Raw genomic sequence first — 17,832 nt, 5'->3', positions numbered from 1 at the left:
CACCGGGGCGCCCCCGCCGCGATTGCAGTGGTCTGAAGTGGACAGATCGGGGGCGCGTGATGGACACCAGCAACAGGACGTTCGTCGTCACCGGCGCACGCACGAGGTGAACGTGGCCGACGCCGAGCGCGTGATGGACGTGAACTTCTGGGGTGTGATGGACACCTACCAGGCGTTCCTGCCGCACCTGCTCAAGCGGCCCGTCGCCGCGCTGGTGAACGCCTCCTCCATGCAGAGCTGACGAACGGCTCCACCCCTTGTCAGCGAGGAGTAAAGTCGGCTTCATGCCACCTGGGTCACCGCGCGCGCGGATCTCCGGGCTGCTCGGAACGGTGGGCCACACCCCGCTGGTGCGACTCGAGCGGCTCCTCGGCCGCGCCAACGTGTCGGTGTGGGCCAAGCTCGAGGGGGCCAACCCGGGCGGCAGCGCCAAGGACCGCACGGCGTCCGCCCTGGTCGACGCCGCGCTCCGCGGCGGTCTCCTGCGCCCCGGGCACGGCACGCTGGTGGAGTCGAGCTCGGGCAACCTCGGCATCGGGCTGGCCCGCCTCGCCGCCTGGCACGGCTGGACCTTCCACTGCGTCACCGACCCACGAGCCAACCGACTCACCGTCGCTGCCATCAAGGCGCTGGGCGGCATCATCCACCCCGTCACCGATCCGGACGCCGACACCGGCGAGTGGCTGCCTGCCCGCATCGCACGCGTGGGCGAGCTGCTGGCCGAGCTGCCCGGCGCGATCTCGCTGGACCAGTACGGCAACCCGGCGGCCCTCGACGCCCACGACCACGGCACGATGGCCGAGATCGTCGAGGAACTCGGCGCGCCGCCCGACTGGCTGTTCGTCGCGGTCAGCACCACCGGGACGATCGGCGGCTGCCTGCGCCACCTCGACCGGCTCGGTGCCCCCACCCACACCGTCGCGGTGGACGCCCTCGGCTCGGTCCTGTTCGGCGGCGAGGTCGGCCCGCGCACGCTGACGGGGTTCGGTGCGGGCATCGTCCCCGACCTGGCGCTGGGCGCCTCCCCCACCGAGGTCGCCCGCGTGCGGGACGCCGCCTCCATCCGCGGCTGCCGGCTGATGGCCCGCCGCGAGGGCATTCTCGCCGGGGCGTCCGGCGGAGCGGTGGTGGCCGCCCTGCTGGAGCGCGCCGACGCGCTGCCGCCGGGCTCGGACGTGGTGCTGGTGCTGCACGACACCGGCCAGGCCTACCTGGACACGGTCTACGACGACGACTGGGTGCGCGAAACGCTCGGCGAGGACGCCGACGCCGCACTCGATCTGGGGGAAGGGACGCCATGAGGGTCGCGATCATCGGGGGTGGCCCGCGGGGGCTGTGGGCGGCCGAGCGGCTGCTGGATCTGGCGGCCGCCACCGGCGCCCGGGTCGACGTCGACGTGTGGGACGACCGGCCCCTCGGCGAGGGGTCCGGCTACCGGCGCGACCAGCCACAGTCCTGGCGTCTGAACGTCACCTCCGCGATCGTCGGCTCAGCCCTCGGGTCGCTGGACGACTGGCGCCGCGCCCGCGGCGAGTCCGAGCCGCTGGACGCCTTCCCGCCCCGGGCGCTCGTGGGTACCTTCCTGGCCGAGTCGTGGGCGGGGCTCGTGGCCCGCGTGCCCGCGGGCGGCTGCCTGGTGCACGTGCCCCGGCGCGCCGGCGATGTGCACCGCGAGGGCGGCGCCTGGCTCGTGGACGGCGCCCCCTACGACGAGGTGCTGCTGGCCACCGGCCACGCAGCCGCCTGGCCCGGTGCCCTCGCCAGCGACTGGTCCGGCCCGGGCCGACTCACCCCCACCACCCCGGAGGGGCTCTCGGCCGAGGCCGTGCCCCCGGGCGCCACCGTGGCCTGCCGCGGGGCGGCCCTCACCTTCATCGACGTCGCGCTCGCCCTCACCGAGGGGCGCGACGGGCGGTTCGAACCTGACGGCGCCGGCGTCCGCTACGTGCGGTCCGGTCAGGAACCCACCGTGATCCGGCCCACCAGCCGGTCGGGGCGCTTCATGGCGGTCAAGCCCGAGCCGGGCGGGGCCCTGGCCTCGGTCGACCTGGCGGACGCGATTGCCGATGGCTCCGCCCAGGTGGCGGCGGCGTCCGACCTCGCGGCCCTCACCGAGGCCCTCGCCGACACCGCGTCCGCCTTCGGGCGCGCGGCCGGACGGGAACTCGAGGACGCGGCGATCCGCGGAGTGCTCAGCGGCGCGGACGCCACGGGCGACCCGGTGGCCGAGCTGCGGGAGTCGTGGGAGGTCGCGGTCGGCGTCCGGCCCCCGTCGGCCGCGTGGGCGGTCGGCGAGGCGTGGCGGAAGCTGTACCCCGCCATCGTGGCGCGGGCCTCCTTCGAGGGGCGCGCCACGCTGCCCGGCTTCGGCGACCTCGCGCACACGCTCGAACGCGTCGCGTTCGGCCCGCCGCCCGTGAACGCCGCCAAGCTGCTCGCGCTGCTGGACGCCGGCGTCGTGGACGCCCCGCGCGCGGGATCGGAACTCGCCGAGGCCGACGTGGTCGTGGACGCCGTCATCGCGCCGCCGGGCGTCGTGCCGGGCACCCTCGTCGGCGACCTGGTCGCCGACGGCGTCCTGCAGACCGGCACGGCGGGGCGCGGCGTCCGCATCGCCCGCGACGGGTCGGCCGTGGGCGCGCCCCACCTGGCCGTGGTCGGGCGCGACACCGAGGACGTCACCCTCGGCAACGACACTCTCTCGCGCACCCTGCACGACGTGGTGGAACGCTGGGCGCAGCGGGTCATCGCCCGTGCCCGCCCGGCCGACGACGAGCCCGACGTGCACGGGACGCCCCCGCTCACCGCCCGCCTCGAGCCGTGGCTCACCGGGCTGCTCGCCGACCCGGACGCCTGCGACCGCCTCCTGGTCGAGCACGGGTCGCCGGTCAACGTTCTCGACCCGACGCCTGCCCTGCGCAACGCCGCCGAGCTGGTCGACGCCGGCCGCGCTGCGGGCGTGGACGTCCGGGTGTTCTTCGCCCGCAAGGCCAACAAGGCCCTCGCGTTCGTGGACGCCCTCGCCGCGGCAGGCCACGGGGTCGACGTCGCCAGCGAGCGCGAGCTGCGCCAGGTGCTGGACGCCGGCGTCCCGGGCGAGCGGGTCATCCTGAGCGCCGCGGTGAAGCCGGACGCCCTCCTGCGCCTCGCCGTCGAGGCCGGCGTGACCGTCTCGGTGGACTCGGTGGCCGAGCTCGACCGGCTGGCCGCGCTGGCCGGCACCGACGGCGTCCGGGTGGCGCCGCGGCTGGCGCCCGACCCCGCGACCCTGCCGCCGACCCGCTTCGGCGAGCGGCTCGCGACGTGGCGGGCGGCGCTGCGCACGACGCGTCCCCGGGTGGAGTACGCGGGCGTCCACGTGCACCTGCACGGGTACGCCGCGGCCGACCGGCGCACGGCGTTGGGCGAGGCGCTGGAGCTGGTCGACGCCCTGGTCGGGGCCGGCCACGCGCCCGCCTTCGTGGACCTGGGCGGCGGCGTCCCGATGAGCTACCTGGACGACGGCGAGCAGTGGGCCGCGTTCCAGTCGGCGCGCGAGGCGATGGTGCGGGGCGACAGCGACCCGTTCACGTGGAAGGCGCACCCGCTGGCGAATACCTACCCGTACCACCAGGCGCCGGTGCGGGGCGGCTGGCTGGCCGACGTGCTGGGGGGCGAACTCCCCGACGGCGGGACGGCCGCGGACGGGCTGAGCCGCCGCGGGCTGCGGCTGCACCTGGAGCCCGGGCGCTCGCTGCTGGACGGCTGCGGCGCCACGCTGGCGCGGGTGGCGTTCACCAAGCAGCGCAGCGACGGCGTCGACCTGGTCGGGCTGGAGATGAACCGGACGCAGTGCCGCTCGACCTCCGACGACTTCCTCGTCGACCCGCTGCTGGTGCGCCGGGGCGAGCCGGGGCGTCCGGTCGAGGCGTTCCTCGTGGGCGCCTACTGCATCGAGGACGAGCTCATCCTGCTCAGGCGCATGCGGTTTCCGCGCGGGGTGCGGGCCGGCGACGTCATCGCGCTGCCGAACACCGCCGGCTACCTCATGCACATCCTGGAGAGCGCGTCGCACCAGATCCCGCTGGCGCGCAACGTGGTGCGGACGCCGTCCGGCTGGGTCGCCGACCGGATCGACGGCTGACTAGCCCTGCCGCGTGAGGGCGGAGGTGAGGTGCAGGGTGACGCCCTGCCCGACGGCCGCCATCTCCATGGTGTAGGCCAGCGCGTCGCCCTCGACCACGAAGCGGCGGACGATGCGGTCGACCTGCTTGGCGCTCGGGGTGCAGCGCACCTCGGCGTCCGTGGCGACCGTGGTGACCGCGCCCTCGGTGGCGACGGTGCCGACGCCAAGCTCGGACTGTCCGGTCGGGATTGCCGCGACGATCTCCACCACCCCGCCGCCCGGGGAGCGAACGTAGCCGGTCTCGGTGTGCATCGGCGCGCCCTCGGCGTTCCAGGTGCGCTCGACGAACAACAGGAACGGCTTGCCGACGTCGATGAACTGCCACGCGTCGGTGTAGGTGAACGACGTGATCGTCGGGTACTCGCCCCGCGCCGATCCTCGCCACGTACCGACCAGGGGCGCCAGGGGCTCGAGGTTCGGGTGCAGGCTCATGCGCCCATTGTCGCGCCCGGGGCGTCGATCCACGAGTCGTCCAGGTCACTCACCCACGATCGGGCGGAGCCGCGCGCGGAGTCCGGCAGCCAGGGGGTGTTGGCACTGTCCGGCTGGGACCTCGTCGGCGCCCTGCCACTCGAGCGCGACGCGGTCACGGGCCTGATCAGCAGCGGCGACACCCGCTGGATCGAGCGCGGCGCCTATTACATCCTGGGCGTCGCTGCGGAGGTGCAAGGTGGGGGGGACGACCTGGGCGGGTTCACCGTCGAGTTGCCTGCCTCCGCGGCCTCGCCAGGATCGTCCGAGACTGAGAGACTGGCCCCATGTCAACAACCCAATACCGCGAAGGCGCCAAGCTGGCCATCGTCGGCGCCGGCGCCGTCGGATCCTCGCTGGCCTACGCGGCCCTCATCCGCGGAGTCGCACGCCGCGTCGTCCTGTACGACGTCAACGGCCCCAAGGTGCGCGCCGAGGCGCTCGACCTCGCCCACGGCGGCCAATTCCTCCCCGAGGCGGTGATCGAGGGCTCCGACGACGTGGCCATCACGCGCGGCTCCGACGTCGTCGTCGTCACCGCCGGCGCAAAGCAGAAGCCGGGGCAGACGCGGATGGACCTCGCCGGCTCGACGGTGGCGCTCATGCAGAAGGTGATCCCTCCGCTGGTGGAGCACTCGCCGGACGCCACGTTCATCATGGTGACCAACCCCGTCGACGTCACCACGCAGGCCGCCCTGAAGATCAGCGGGCTGCCGTCGAACCGACTGTTCGGCTCCGGCACGGTGCTTGACTCGTCGCGGCTGCGGCAGCTGATCGCCACCACCTGCGACGTGGCCGTGGGGAACGTGCACGCCTACGTGTGCGGGGAGCACGGTGACACGGAGACCCCGCTGTGGAGCACCGCCACCATCGGCGGCGTGCCGCTGACGGAGTGGGAGCGCACGACGGGGCGGCTGGGCCAGGCGGAGCGCGACGCCATCGCGCACCGGGTGGTGAACGCCGCCTACGAGGTGATCGAGGGCAAGGGAGCCACCAACTACGCCATCGGGTTGGCGGCCACCCGGATCATCGAGTCGGTGCTGCGGGACGAGCGGCGGGTGCTGCCGGTGTCGCGGATGCTGGCGGGCTGGCACGGCATCTCCGGCGTGTGCATGGCGGTGCCGACCGTGGTGGGCCGCGACGGGGCGGGCACGCAGCTCGAGCTGCCGGTCTCGGACGACGAGCTGGCGCAGCTGCGCGCCAGCGCGGAGCACATCCGGGCCATGTCCGAGGGCCTCGGCTTCTAGCGCCTACCCCCTGCGGGGTCCACGGGCCGGTTCAGTGCAGGGTGGCCAGCGCGTCGAGCCGTTGTCCCTCGTGGTCGGTCCACTGGGGCTCCTGGTTGTCCGAGATCACCCTCGCGCCCTTCGGGGCGAGCGCCCGCACCGTCTCGACGAGCGACGACGGCGCCACCACCGTCGGGATCGACCCCGCCGGGGATCGTGGGCTCCGGGCCGCGCGCCCCGAGCAGGGCCGTCATGACGAGCACGCGGGCCACGAGCAGCACGGGGATGCCCCACGACGGAGGGTTCATGTCCTCACCCCAGGCGGCGGTAGAGTGGTCCGTCGCGGGCCTATAGCTCAACTGGCAGAGCAGCGGACTTTTAATCCGCGGGTTCAGGGTTCGATCCCCTGTGGGCCCACCCTTCGTCAGGAGTCTCAACCTTTCCTTCAGGTTTCTCAGGGATGGCTCAGGGGCTGCCTTGACCGGGTGCAGACCTCCCCCGGTCGGCCACCCCCGCCGCGCGCAATCGGCGCCGACAAGGGCATTCACCCGCGAGGGCGGCCTGAATCACACCGCTGCAATGTCCAACAGCTCACCGGCGTGTCGGCTGGACATCCCTGAGTAAAACCACAGAAACCGCTTGCGACAAGCCGGTTCGCAGGCGTCTACTGTCCCCGGCACCGGACGCGTTGGCGCCGTGCAGCACACCGAAGACATGGGGGACACCGTGAAGCGTGCAGGCAGGTTGACGAACGCAGTCGTGGGCGGTTGCATCGCCTTGGCGATGCTGGGCACCACAGGGCTGGTCGTCGCAGGCGTCGCCAACGCCACGACCACCATGACGGCCACGACGTGGGTGAACATGCGTTCGGGCCCCAGCACGTCCAACGGGGTCGTGGCCGTGCTGTCGCCGTCGGAGTCCGTGACCGCTTCCGGCACGGTGAGCGGCGGCTGGTACCAGGTCACCACCGCCAAGGGCCTCACCGGCTGGGTCTACCAGAACTACCTCAAGGCCTCCGAGTCCGCCCCCGCGCCGTCGGCCCCCACCGAATCCGCGCCGGTGACGACCAGCCAGGCCACCACCACGGCCGCCGTGAACGTGCGGTCGGGTCCCGGGACGAGCTACGCCGTGGTCGGCGTGGCCGCCAAGGGGTCCACCCTCCCGACGACGGGGAAGACGTCGGGCGGGTGGACCGAGGTGGTCTTCTCCGGGCAGGCCCGCTGGATCTCCACCAACTACCTGACCACCGGGACGCCATCGACCAGCCGGCCGGCCGGCCAGGTGCGCACCACGGCGAACCTGTACCTGCGCACCGGCGGCAGCACCGCCTACTCGTACACCGGCGTCCTGCCGGCCAACTCGGTGGTCGACACCACGGGCCGGACCACGTCGGAGTACACCGAGATCCTCCACGCGGGCCAGAACCGTTGGATCGCCACGCGCTACACCTCGGCCCTCACGAGCACCGCCCCCGCGCCCGCCCCGGCCCCCGGGGCCACGGGGACGGCGTACGTGACCGTGAGCACCCTCAACGTGCGCGCCACGTCGGCGTCCGACGGCGTGATCGTGGGCACGGTCCACCGCGGCAACGCGCTGCAGACCACCGGCGTCGAGCAGAACTCGCGCATCCAGATCATCCACAACGGCGTGGCCCGCTGGGTCTACAAGCCCTACACGAGCACCACGCCCCCCAGCAGCACCCCGGCGCCCAGCACCTCGGTGTCACTGCCCGGCTACGACCGCCTGAACGCCAACGCCAAGCGCGCCGTCGGGCACGTCCTGGACACCTACCCGCTGATCCGCACCATCGGCGGCTACCGGGCCTCGAGCAGCTACTCCTCCGACCACCCCAACGGGCGCGCCATCGACGTCATGGTGTCGAACTGGTCGCAGCAGTCGAGCATCGACTATGGCTGGACGATCGCCCGCGACTTCCAGGCCAACGCCGCCAAGTACGAGATCACGTACATCATCTGGCGCCAGCAGATCTGGAACGCCTCCTACCCCGAGCGCGGTTGGCGCTGGATGGAGGACCGTGGGTCCGCGACCGCGAACCACTACGACCACGTCCACATCTCGGTGCGCGACTGAGGCACCGTCCCGCAAACTCGACGCTGCCCGGAGGGCCCAGGCACTGACCGGCGACGGTCAGCGTCTGGGCCCTCCGGGCAGCGACTGGGTGTCGAGCCGGAGGTGGGTCCCGATACCGGGGATCAGCGGAAGAAGCTGATCAGGATGCCGCCCACCGCCACGATGCCGGCGATGGTGACGAACACGTTGGAGATCCGGCCGCGGTACTGCTCCAGGGCGGGCACCTTGCGGATCGCGTACATCGGCATCAGGTAAAGCACCGCGGCGATGACCGGGCCGGCCAGCGACTCGATGAGCGACAGGATGCTGGGGTTGGCGATGGCGGCCGCCCACGTGGTGAGGAACATGAACCCGGCGATCGCGATGGTCAGCGTGCGGTTGCCGATGCGTCCCTCGCGGTCGAAGAAGCCGCGCACGATGCCGGCCAGGCCCTCGGCGGCCCCCAGGTAGTGGCCGAAGAACGACGACGCGATGGCGGTGATGGCCACGGCCGGGCCCAGGTAGCTGATGAACGGGTTGTCCATCACGTTGGCCACGTACGACAGCACGGGCAGGTTCGCCTCGCGGGCGGCGTCCAGGCCGGCGGGGCCGAGGCTCAGGACGCTGGACCAGACGAAGCCCATCGCGAAGATCACCAGCAGCATCGTGGTGCGCTTGAGGATCTGGGACGCCTTGTCCGGCGCGATGGCACCGTACTCGCGCTTCATCGCCAGCGAGAACTGCGAGATGGCCGGGGAGTGGTTGAACGCGAACACCAGCACGGGGATGACCATCCACACCGACATGGCCAGCTCGGGTGCGGCGGGCACGGCGAGCAGGGCGGCGTCGAACTTCCAGCTGGGGATGAGGTACAACGTGACGGCGAACAGGATCAGGATGAGCGGGTACACCAGCCACTCGGTGACGGCGATCATCACCTTCTGGCCGGCCACCATCACCAGCATGAGCACGGCGATCAGCACGAACGACAGCAACCACCGCGGCGGGGACGCCAGGCCGAGCTGGTTGACCAGCAGGCTGTCGACGGTGTTGGTGATGCCGATGCCGTAGATCAGCACGATCGGGTAGATCGCGGCGAAGTACAGCACCGTGACGAGCTTGCCCGCACCCTCGCCGAAGAAATCGCGCACCACGACGGTAATGTCGTCACCGGGACGCCGCGACACGCACACCATGCGGGCCAGCGCCCGGTGCGCGAAGTAGGTCATGGGCCCGATGAGCACCGTGACGATGAGCAGCGGCCACAGGCCACCCGCCCCGGCGTTGATGGGCAGGAAGAGGATGCCGGCGCCGATGGCGGTGCCGAAGAGGCTGATCATCCAGCCGCTGTCGAAGCGGCGCCACTTCATCGTGGGTTGTTCGGGGGTGAGGTCGTGCATGGTCGTTGAGGCGGACACCTCGTGCTCCGTTTCTGGTTGGGCATTCACTTCGTTGTGTCGGTGGGAGTCGTCGTGGTCAGCACTCGGTGTAGCTGACCGCCAGCCCGCCCTGGGACGTTTCCTTGTAGGCGCTCTTCATGTCGGCGCCGGTCAAGCGCATGCTGAGGATGGCGGCGTCCAGCGAGATCCGGTGCTCGCCGTCGCCGTGGAGGCTCATGCGCGCCGCGTTGATGGCCTTCATGCTGGCCAGCGCGTTGCGCTCGATGCACGGCACCTGCACCAGGCCACCCACCGGGTCGCAGGTCAGGCCCAGGTTGTGCTCGATGCCGATCTCGGCGGCGTTCTCGACCTGCGCCGGCGTGCCGCCGAGCACCTCGCACAGCCCGCCGGCGGCCATGGAGCACGCCGACCCGACCTCGCCCTGGCAGCCGACCTCGGCCCCGGACAGCGAGGCGTTCTTCTTGAACAGGATGCCGATGGCGGCGGCGGTGAGCAGGAACCGGACGACGCCGTCCTCGTCGGCGCCCGGGACGAACCGGGTGTAGTAGTGCAGCACCGCCGGGATGATGCCGGCGGCCCCGTTGGTGGGGGCGGTCACCACGCGCCCACCGGAGGCGTTCTCCTCGTTGACGGCGAGCGCGAACAGGTTCACCCAGTCCATGGCCAGCAGCGGGTCGGCGGCATCGGAGGTTGCCTGGAGCCTGCGCAGCATCTCGGGGGCGCGACGCCGCACGTTCAGGCCTCCGGGGAGCACCTCCTCGGTGCGGTGGCTGCCGTTGCGCACGCACTCCTGCATGACGCGCCAGATCTCCAGCAGCCGCGCGCGGGTCTCCGCCTCGGGACGCCAGGCGGCCTCGTTGGCGAGCATCACCTCGCTGATCGACAGGTTCTCCCGGGCGCAGATCTCGAGCAGCTCGGCGCCGGTGTCGAACGGGTGGGCCAACGCGACCGGCGCGCCGGTGTCGTCGGCGTCGCGGCCCATGGCGTCCTCGTCGACGACGAAGCCGCCGCCCACCGAGTAGAAGCTGCGCTCGGCCACGACGGTGCCGTCGGCGTCCAAAGCGGTGAAGGTCATGCCGTTGGGGTGGGCCGGCAGGGAGCGGCGCATGTGCATGAGCAGGTCCGCGGCCCGGTCGAACCCGATCTCGCGTACGCCGTCCAGCTGCAGCCGCCCGGTGCGGCAGGCCGCGTCCACGCGGGCGTCGGCGGTGTCGGTGTCCACCGTCTCGGGGTCGCAGCCGAGCAGGCCGAGGATGACGGCCTTGTCGGAGCCGTGCCCGCGCCCGGTGAGCGCCAGCGACCCGAAGAGTTCGGACACGATGCGCTCGACGCGGTCGAACACGTCGGCGTCCCGCAGCTCGTCGAGGAAAAGGCGGGCGGCGCGCATCGGCCCCACCGTGTGGGACGACGACGGCCCGATCCCGATCGAGAACAGGTCCAGTGCGCTCAAGGGCATGACAACATCACCTCTCGGCGGGGTTCCCGCCATCGGCTCCTTCGCGGGTGGGATCTGGTGGGGCGGCACCTTCCTTGGTGCGGCGACCACAGACCTTGTGTGACACCTTTACGGTAAGCCGCCAGCAGCCCCCGCGTCCATCGCGAGAAACTCCACGCCCTGTTCAGTTCCGCTTAAGGACCCACGGCGGGCGGTGTCAGTGCCCGATCGGGTTGCGGCCCACACCCGCATACCGGGCGCGCGTCGCGGCCCGCAGTTCCTTGGCGACCGCGCGCACGGCGGGGCTGAGCGCGCTCTGCCGGGTGAGCAACAACACCTCGCGGCGCGGCGTGGGCTCCAGGCGGCGGACCATCAGGTCCTCGGTCGCCCGGCCCAGGTTGAGCTCGCTGATGAACGTGAGCCCGAACCCGGCGCGCACCAACCCCAGCAGCGCGACCAGGTTGCCGCAGTGCGCGACCACGTCGGGCTCGAAGCCCGCCTCGGTGCACAACCGTCGGGTGAACACCTCGAAGGCGCTGCCCTCGGTCTCGAGGATCCACCGTTCGCCCGCGACGGTGGCCAGGTCGACCTGGTCGCCGGGCACGGGCCGGTAGTCGGCGGGCAGGCACAGCACGATCTCGTCGCTGGCCAGCACGGTGCTGACGATCCCCTCGAACGACACCGCGTGGAGGTCGTCGACGACGGCGACGTCGATCTCGCCCGACCGCAGTTGCGCGACGCTCTCGACCGGTTCGCGGTCGCGCACGATCGTGGTGAGTTGCGGGTAGCTGGCACGCAGCGCCATCAGCGCCCGGGGCAGGATCGTGCTGCAGAAGCTGGGGAACGTGCTGATCGTCACGGTGCCGTGCACGTCGGTGTGGAACCGGGCCAGGCTGGTCTCGGCCTCCTCCAGCGCGGCGGCGATGTGCCGGTGGTGCTCCACCAGCGTGCGCCCCGCCTCGGTGAGCCGGACGCGCCGGCCGACCCGCTCCAGCAGCGGCAACCCGGCCTCGCGCTCCAACTGGGCCACCTGCTGGCTGACCGCCGAGGTGGACAGGTGCAGGCGCGCCGCGGCAGCCGTCATCGTGCCCTCGGCCGCCAGGGCCGCCAGCACGTGGAGGCGCTTCACATCAAACACCCCAGCCACTGTGTCACGTCTGCGGACCGCTGCACAACCCCCGGCGGGCGCGGGGATGGGTCAACCGACGGGCTCCAGGGTCGTGGCGAAGGCGCCCAGCGCCTCGTAGGGCAGGTCACCGGACACGATCGTGACGGCGCCCTCCCGCGTGGAGACGAGCGACCGCGTCCGGCCGTCGTCGGAGACCATCCGCTCCCAAGTGCGGCCCTGGGCCTCGATGGTGCCGTCGGGGCGCCCGTTGCGGGTCACCGTCGCGACGAGCTGCTCGGGGGCGACGTCGCGCTGGTCGAGGCCGACGTAGCGCTGCTCGGGGCTGAGGAAGCCGAGCTGGAAGGTGTCCCCCACCGCCGGGTCGCCGCCGAACACCGGCTGGCCGGTCGGGATGAAGCGGGCACGCGTGGCGATCCACCCCGCGGGCAGGCTGGCCGGGGCGAGCACTTCGTACTCGCTCTCGGACGCCGCCTGCTGCGCGACGGGCTGCCAGTCGATGGCCGTGACCGGCGGCTCGGGGTTCCGCGTGAACAGCTGGGTGATCAGGATGACGGGGATGAACAGCACCGCCATCGCCACCAACATGTGCAGGACCGTGGCATTGCGTCGCGCCGTGGTGGAGGAAGCCATGCGTGCCATCATCCCATGCCTCAGAAGCTGATGTCCTCCAGCATGTCGGTGACGAGAGCGGCGATGGGCGAGCGCTCCGACCGCGTGAGGGTCACGTGGCCGAACAGCGGATTGCCCTTGAGCTTCTCCACGACCGCCGCGATGCCGTCGTGGCGTCCGACCCGCAGGTTGTCGCGCTGGGCGACGTCGTGGGTCAGGACGACCTTGGAGTTCTGACCGATCCGGCTCAGCACGGTCAGCAGCACGTTGCGCTCGAGGCTCTGCGCCTCGTCGACGATCACGAATGCGTTGTGCAGGCTGCGTCCGCGGATGTGGGTCAACGGCAGCACCTCGATGACGTCCCGCGCCACGATCTCGTCCATCACGTTCTTGTGGACGACCGAGCCGAGCGTGTCGTAAACCGCCTGGCCCCAGGGCGACATCTTCTCGTGCTCGGTGCCGGGCAGGAAGCCGAGCTCCTGGCCGCCCACGGCGTACAGCGGCCGAAAGACGATGACGCGGTCGTGCTGCCGCCGCTCCATGACGGCCTCCAGACCGGACGCCAGCGCGAGGGCCGACTTGCCGGTGCCGGCCTTGCCGCCGAGGCTGACGATGCCGACGCTCGGGTCGAGCAGCAGGTCGAGCGCGATGCGCTGCTCGGCGGAGCGGCCGTGGAGACCGAAGGCGTCCCGGTCGGTCTTGACCAGGTGCAGCGTCTTGTCCGGGTGGACGCGCGCGAGCGCCGTTGAGCCGCCTCCGCGGACGACCACGCCGGTGTGGATCGGCAGGTCGACCGCTTCGACGGCGCTGGTGTGGCCCTGGTCGTACAGCTCGTCCATCTGCTCGGGGGCGAGTTCGAGCGAGCCCATGCCCGTCCAGCCCGAATCGGGCGGCAGCTCGTGGCGGTACTCCTCGGCGGCCAACCCGACGGCGGCGGCCTTGACGCGCAGCGGCAGGTCCTTGGTGACGAGCACGACGTCGCGGCCCCCGTGGGCGAAGTTCACCGCCACGGCGAGGATGCGGGAGTCGTTGTCGCCGAGCCGGAAGCCCGCGGGCAGCCGTTCGACGTCGGTGTGGTTCAGTTCGACGTGCACGACACCGCCGTGGTCGTTGACGCGGACGGGGGCATCCAGGCGCCCGTAGGTGACGCGCAGGTCGTCCAGGAACCGGAGCGCCTTGCGGGCGAAGAAGCCCAGCTCGGGGTGGTGGCGCTTGCCCTCCAGCTCGGTGACGACCACCAGCGGCACGACGACCTCGTGTTCGGCGAAGAACAACAGGGCGTTCGGGTCGGACAAGAGCACCGAGGTGTCGATGACGTAGGTCCGGAGCTGGGTGGGCGTGCTCGTCGCGGTGCTGCTCGGGGTGCCGGTCTGGGCGTCGGTGGCGAGGTCGGTCACGTCGGTCCTTTGCGTCAGGGCCGAATGAAGCTCACCCGGCCTGTCCGTGGTGGTTCAGCCGAGGGCGTCCCGTGAAAGGGGAAGAAGTCTCATTGGAGTCCTCTCGAGGGCACCTGCGGAGGTGTCCTGAGCCCGAATCTAGGTCGGACGCCGCGCGGATCGGCGCTGACACGCGAGAGTTCAGGCAATGTTCACCCCGGCCCCCGCGGTCGGGCGTTTCCTGGTGGCGGCACCAGGCTGGCTTGGCAGAATGCCTCACATGACCGAGATCCGCCCCGTCGCGCACGCGCGCACGGACTTCCCCGCGAAGTTCGGCATCCCGCGGCAGGCGGGGCTGGTGCCCGAGCTCGTCGCCCGGATCGTGTTCGTGCCGGAGTTCCGCACCCCGGACGCCGTCCGCGGCATCGACGGCTTCTCCCACCTGTGGCTGGTGTGGGGGTTCTCGGGCGTGGAGCGCGACGGCTGGTCGCCGGTCGTCCGGCCGCCGCGGCTGGGCGGGGACGTCCGCGTGGGCGTGTTCGCGTCGCGCTCGCCGTTCCGCCCGAACGGGCTGGGCCTGTCGTCGGTGCGGTTGCTGGCGGTCGAGTCGGACGCCGCGGGTGCGCCCGAGCTGCTGGTCGGTGGCGCCGACCTCATGGACGGCACGCCGATCTACGACATCAAGCCCTACGTCGCCGCCGACGTGCACGCCGACGCGACGCTGGGCTTCACGGCGACCAACGCCGACTACGGCGTGGAGGTCGACCTGCCGGACACCCTGGCCGTGCTGGTGCCGGCCGACAAGCTCGCCGCGCTGGTCGGCGTGCTGGCCCAGGACCCCCGCCCGGCGGTCGGGCGTGACCCCGAGCGCGTCCACGGGGTGGAGTTCGCCGGGCTGAACGTGCGGTTCCGGGTGGCTCGCGGCGTCCTGCACGTCGTGGAGGTCCACCCGCTCGGCTGACGCCTGCCGATCAGACCCCGGCGAGCGTGGCGGGCGCCGACAGGGTCACGGCCCGGTCACACGCGGCGACGACGACGGGGTCGTGGGTGACCACCACGATCGTCTTGCCCGCCCTGTTCATGTCCCGCAGCAGGGTGAGCACGATGTCACGGTTGTCGGCGTCCAGGGAACCCGTCGGCTCGTCGGCCAGGACGATCTCGCACGGCTTGAGCAGCAGGCGGGCGATCGCCACGCGCTGCTGCTCCCCTCCTGACAGGGTGGCCACGCGGCGTCCCTGGGCCCCGTTCAGCCCCACGAAGCGCAGGGCGGCGTCCACCTGCGCGGATCGGTCCCCCGCGCGCGGGGCGTAGGTCAGCGCCAGGTCGAGATTCTGCTGCACCGTGTCGGCATCGACCAGGGCGAAGTTCTGGAACAGGTAGCCGAGGTGGTGGCGCAGGTACTGCTGCGCCCCCCGGCTCCGCGGCTGGGGTGCCGGTGCCCCCAGCAGGCGCACCTCGCCGGCGTCCGGGGCCTCGAGCAGTCCCAGGAGATTGAGGATGGTGGTCTTGCCGGACCCACTGGGCCCGGTGATGGCCACCATCTCCCCTGCCGCCACGGCCAGGTCAAGGTCCCGCAGGACCTCCTTGGCGCCGAACGACTTCGACACCCCGCGCAGTTCACAGTGGACGGTCATGCCTGGAGCTCCTTCAGTCGGGTGGCGGTGTTGCGTCGTTCGTTGAGGATGACCACGGCCGCCACGAAGGCGACCTCCACGGCTGCGACAATTCCCATGATGGCCACCAGGCGTCCGAGCTCCTCGAGGAGGGGAGGGGGAGGTGGGGCGAAGGTGGCGCGGGGCAGGGCCAGGGCCGCTCCCATCAGCAGGCCCGCCAGGGCGAGTTGGCCGAGCCACGTCGCCGCCATGGCCGCGAGGAGTTCGCGATACGTGCGGACGAAGGAGAACCCGTGCAGCCGTCGCACGGTGATGCGCTGGCGCAGTGCGTCCCCCAGCACAAGGACGAGGGCCGCGCTGAAGGCCAGCATCACACCGAGGGCCGCCGCGGCAGCGAGCAGCGTGGTCGTCGTCATGCGCCGCAACTCGTCCAGTTCCATGAGCATGGCCTCGTTGCCCGTCACGAGGTTCTGCAGGTTGTCATCGAGGTGCAACTGCCGCAGGAGTGGCTGGAGTCGGGCCAGCGTGCCTGCAGGATCGCCGTCGACACGCACCTTCAGGGGCGAGTTGAGGTGGCCGCGGATGGCGTTCATCCGGTCGATGGTCAAGCTGTTGGCCGGCGTGAGCACCTCGATGATCGGGTCCCGCACCGTGTTGCCACCGTCCGCGTTGACCTGGCTGTTGAACGTGAAGACGTCCTGACCCGCCCGGGTCCAGACGATGCGGACGGACTGGGCGCGCAGTCCGTCGGGAACGGGCTCGCGCAGCATCATCTCCTGGCCCTGGACGGCCCCCTGGAAGTCGGGGCCACCCACGCGCGACCGGGTGAAGAACTCCGTGATGGACGCCTCGTCCCCCCGATGGGTCTCCGGGACCAGGACGACCCAGTCGGCCTCGTCGTCCCCGACCCGGACCGGTTGCCCGGCCACGTCGAGGATCGGGTACCGCTCCAGGTAGTTGTCGTTCACCCGCATGGGCCACACGGGTACCGGCGGGTCGTCCGGGATGCCCGGCTCGTGGTTCTGCGCGTCGACGAAGAGCGCACCGGCCTCGTCCAGAACGGGGTACAGGTCGCGCGCCTCAGCGATCTTCGTGGCGTGGCCGCCGCCCGAGACCTCCTGCTCGTCGAGGCCGACCTGCTGCGGGTAGAACACGGCGTAGGTGGTGGCATCGGCCCACCGAGCGGCCCGAGCCTCCCGGGCGCGCCCCTCCTCGAGTTGGTGCCAGGCCACCACCAGCAGGAGTGCGAGAACCGCCCCACACAGGCCCTTGGCCAGGACGGACAGCAGGGCGAGCCCGCGTCGCTGGCGCGGGGGGCGGACGGCCGCGGGGCGCGGCGGGGCGAAGGTGGTCACGAGAGTCCTCCCTTGACGAGGTCGGTGATGCGGACGCGGTCGATGACCACCGCACCCACGGCGAGACTGGTGGTCAGGCTGACGGCGACCGTGACGAGCAGGGCCTGGACGACGGCACGGACGAACTCCGCGTCGACCCCGGGGGTGAGGCCGATCAGGGCGGCGGCCGCAACGACCCCGACGAGGGTCGCGACGGCCTGGACGGCACCGACCACGCGGAACCACACCCGAGCACCGGAGAATCCGAGCAGGCGCAGGACGCCGATGCGCTTGCCCGCCCTGAGCAGGACGGCGGCCGACACGACCACGGCGATGAGGAGCAGGGGCACGGGCAGGAAGCGGAGCAACGACCCCGACCCATCGGCGGCACCCGACGACGCCCGCTCGGTCGGCACGGCCGGGGGTGCCCCCCGGGACGCGAGCCTCTCCCCGACCCGTGCGAGGAACCCGTCGAGGGTGGCCCGATCGGCCCCCTCCAGGACGTAGGTGCCGGCGACCGGCAGCGACTCGTACGCCTGTGCCATCGGTGCGACCGTCAGCGCGTACCCATCGGCCAGCACCTGCAGCCGTCCGATGCGAGCCGAGGTGGTGTCCTCGGTGGAGACGACGACGCCGAGGTGCCTGCTCTCCGCGTCGGTCGGCCAGCGGCCCTCCACCAGCGGCAGGGTCCGGTACAGGGACGTCCCGCCCGTGCTCAGCACATAGTGCGTGATGCGCGAGCGGCCGTCGGTGCCGGTGGACACGGACGTGCGCAGCACGGACGCCCCGACCGCTTGAGCAGCCTCGGCGAGCACCTCCACGGCGAACGTCGGATCGGCGGCCCGCTCGTCGGAGGGCCACTCGAACGCGGCCCCGAGCGCCCGTGCGGCGGCGATGTCGCGCTGGACCCGCGCGGGAACCGCGTCGGCCACCTGCGACAGCGGCACACCGCAGAAGACGAACACCAACAGGAGGGCGAGCGCCGCCCTCATCGGCTGCTTCCG

At 72.0% G+C, this 17,832-nt stretch carries 16 protein-coding genes and 1 tRNA gene; 7 read left to right on the top strand and 10 right to left on the bottom strand.

Annotated elements, in window-relative coordinates; all coding sequences use genetic code 11:
* Positions 1–37: 37 nt before the first annotated feature.
* Genes ET989_RS15805 through ET989_RS09860 form a run of 3 tightly spaced genes read left to right on the top strand, consistent with a single transcriptional unit; the run spans position 38 to position 4,123 of the window.
* The gene (locus ET989_RS15805) at positions 38–241 is read left to right on the top strand and encodes an SDR family NAD(P)-dependent oxidoreductase (protein ID WP_277751363.1); all 204 of its coding nucleotides are present in this window, start codon (positions 38–40) and stop codon (positions 239–241) included.
* A 43-nt stretch (positions 242–284) separates the two neighbouring features.
* Complete coding sequence (locus ET989_RS09865) at positions 285–1,301, top strand: pyridoxal-phosphate dependent enzyme (protein WP_131168435.1); 1,017 nt, start codon at positions 285–287, stop codon at positions 1,299–1,301.
* Positions 1,298–4,123 (top strand): FAD/NAD(P)-binding protein, encoded by a 2,826-nt coding sequence (locus tag ET989_RS09860; protein WP_131168433.1) that lies wholly within the window; start codon positions 1,298–1,300, stop codon positions 4,121–4,123. Before ET989_RS09865 ends, ET989_RS09860 begins: the two co-directional genes overlap by 4 nt.
* On the opposite strand, the gene ET989_RS09855 is transcribed toward ET989_RS09860, so the two are convergent.
* Positions 4,124–4,597 carry a heme-binding beta-barrel domain-containing protein gene (locus ET989_RS09855; protein WP_131168431.1) on the bottom strand — a complete coding sequence of 158 codons (474 nt, stop codon included), beginning with the start codon at positions 4,595–4,597 and terminating at the stop codon, positions 4,124–4,126.
* 326 nt (positions 4,598–4,923) lie between these two features.
* Here ET989_RS09855 and ET989_RS09850 point away from each other — a divergent pair, with 326 nt between their 5' ends.
* On the top strand, positions 4,924–5,883 hold the full coding sequence (locus ET989_RS09850; RefSeq protein ID WP_131168428.1) for an L-lactate dehydrogenase: 960 nt from the start codon (positions 4,924–4,926) through the stop codon (positions 5,881–5,883).
* A 31-nt stretch (positions 5,884–5,914) separates the two neighbouring features.
* Here the strand turns inward: ET989_RS09850 and ET989_RS15800 are convergent, their stop codons facing one another.
* Positions 5,915–6,049: a hypothetical protein gene (locus ET989_RS15800; RefSeq protein ID WP_277751362.1), complete on the bottom strand. Its 135-nt coding sequence runs from the start codon at positions 6,047–6,049 to the stop codon at positions 5,915–5,917.
* Positions 6,050–6,206: 157 nt separating this feature from the next.
* Here ET989_RS15800 and ET989_RS09845 point away from each other — a divergent pair.
* Positions 6,207–6,279: transfer RNA gene (locus ET989_RS09845), tRNA-Lys, on the top strand.
* 366 nt (positions 6,280–6,645) lie between these two features.
* Positions 6,646–7,953 carry an SH3 domain-containing protein gene (locus ET989_RS09840; RefSeq protein ID WP_165490114.1) on the top strand — a complete coding sequence of 436 codons (1,308 nt, stop codon included), beginning with the start codon at positions 6,646–6,648 and terminating at the stop codon, positions 7,951–7,953.
* Positions 7,954–8,075: 122 nt separating this feature from the next.
* Here the strand turns inward: ET989_RS09840 and ET989_RS09835 are convergent, their stop codons facing one another.
* The 5 genes from ET989_RS09835 to ET989_RS09815 form a co-directional block, all read right to left on the bottom strand.
* Complete coding sequence (locus ET989_RS09835) at positions 8,076–9,350, bottom strand: SLC5/6 family protein (protein WP_241656300.1); 1,275 nt, start codon at positions 9,348–9,350, stop codon at positions 8,076–8,078.
* Between the two features lie 58 nt (positions 9,351–9,408).
* Positions 9,409–10,788, bottom strand: a complete 1,380-nt coding sequence (locus ET989_RS09830) for an L-serine ammonia-lyase (RefSeq protein WP_131168424.1) — start codon at positions 10,786–10,788, stop codon at positions 9,409–9,411.
* Positions 10,789–10,984: 196 nt separating this feature from the next.
* Complete coding sequence (locus tag ET989_RS09825; RefSeq protein WP_131168422.1) at positions 10,985–11,905, bottom strand: LysR family transcriptional regulator; 921 nt, start codon at positions 11,903–11,905, stop codon at positions 10,985–10,987.
* A gap of 60 nt (positions 11,906–11,965) precedes the next feature.
* Positions 11,966–12,526 (bottom strand): DUF4245 domain-containing protein, encoded by a 561-nt coding sequence (locus ET989_RS09820; RefSeq protein WP_165490113.1) that lies wholly within the window; start codon positions 12,524–12,526, stop codon positions 11,966–11,968.
* A 20-nt stretch (positions 12,527–12,546) separates the two neighbouring features.
* The gene (locus ET989_RS09815) at positions 12,547–13,902 is read right to left on the bottom strand and encodes a PhoH family protein (RefSeq protein ID WP_131168418.1); all 1,356 of its coding nucleotides are present in this window, start codon (positions 13,900–13,902) and stop codon (positions 12,547–12,549) included.
* A gap of 259 nt (positions 13,903–14,161) precedes the next feature.
* On the opposite strand from ET989_RS09815, the gene tsaA reads away from it, so the two are divergent.
* Entirely contained in the window at positions 14,162–14,842 is a 681-nt protein-coding gene (tsaA, locus tag ET989_RS09810; RefSeq protein ID WP_131168415.1) for a tRNA (N6-threonylcarbamoyladenosine(37)-N6)-methyltransferase TrmO, read from the top strand.
* A 10-nt stretch (positions 14,843–14,852) separates the two neighbouring features.
* Here the strand turns inward: tsaA and ET989_RS09805 are convergent, their stop codons facing one another.
* From ET989_RS09805 to ET989_RS09795, 3 genes are read right to left on the bottom strand one after another with little or no spacing between them, the layout of a single operon-like run.
* Entirely contained in the window at positions 14,853–15,515 is a 663-nt protein-coding gene (locus tag ET989_RS09805) for an ATP-binding cassette domain-containing protein (RefSeq protein ID WP_131168413.1), read from the bottom strand.
* Positions 15,512–16,849, bottom strand: a complete 1,338-nt coding sequence (locus ET989_RS09800; RefSeq protein ID WP_131168411.1) for a hypothetical protein — start codon at positions 16,847–16,849, stop codon at positions 15,512–15,514. Before ET989_RS09800 ends, ET989_RS09805 begins: the two co-directional genes overlap by 4 nt.
* Positions 16,846–17,820 carry a hypothetical protein gene (locus ET989_RS09795; RefSeq protein ID WP_131168409.1) on the bottom strand — a complete coding sequence of 325 codons (975 nt, stop codon included), beginning with the start codon at positions 17,818–17,820 and terminating at the stop codon, positions 16,846–16,848. The genes ET989_RS09800 and ET989_RS09795 overlap by 4 nt, the downstream gene beginning before the upstream one ends.
* Positions 17,821–17,832: the final 12 nt, after the last annotated feature.

Origin of the sequence: Propioniciclava sinopodophylli (genome assembly GCF_004324755.1) — a bacterium.
Lineage (GTDB): Bacteria > Actinomycetota > Actinomycetes > Propionibacteriales > Propionibacteriaceae > Propioniciclava > Propioniciclava sinopodophylli.
This window is presented reverse-complemented; position numbering and strand designations above follow the sequence as displayed.

Excerpts from the sequence above, each read along its gene's own strand:
- ET989_RS09865 (WP_131168435.1), top strand. The coding sequence starts at position 285 with ATGCCACCTGGGTCACCGCGCGCGCGGATCTCCGGGCTGCTCGGAACG.
- ET989_RS09860 (WP_131168433.1), top strand. The coding sequence starts at position 1,298 with ATGAGGGTCGCGATCATCGGGGGTGGCCCGCGGGGGCTGTGGGCGGCC.
- ET989_RS09855 (WP_131168431.1), bottom strand. The coding sequence starts at position 4,597 with ATGAGCCTGCACCCGAACCTCGAGCCCCTGGCGCCCCTGGTCGGTACG.
- ET989_RS09850 (WP_131168428.1), top strand. The coding sequence starts at position 4,924 with ATGTCAACAACCCAATACCGCGAAGGCGCCAAGCTGGCCATCGTCGGC.
- ET989_RS09840 (WP_165490114.1), top strand. The coding sequence starts at position 6,646 with ATGCTGGGCACCACAGGGCTGGTCGTCGCAGGCGTCGCCAACGCCACG.
- ET989_RS09830 (WP_131168424.1), bottom strand. The coding sequence starts at position 10,788 with ATGCCCTTGAGCGCACTGGACCTGTTCTCGATCGGGATCGGGCCGTCG.
- ET989_RS09820 (WP_165490113.1), bottom strand. The coding sequence starts at position 12,526 with ATGGCTTCCTCCACCACGGCGCGACGCAATGCCACGGTCCTGCACATG.
- tsaA (WP_131168415.1), top strand. The coding sequence starts at position 14,162 with ATGACCGAGATCCGCCCCGTCGCGCACGCGCGCACGGACTTCCCCGCG.
- ET989_RS09805 (WP_131168413.1), bottom strand. The coding sequence starts at position 15,515 with ATGACCGTCCACTGTGAACTGCGCGGGGTGTCGAAGTCGTTCGGCGCC.
- ET989_RS09795 (WP_131168409.1), bottom strand. The coding sequence starts at position 17,820 with ATGAGGGCGGCGCTCGCCCTCCTGTTGGTGTTCGTCTTCTGCGGTGTG.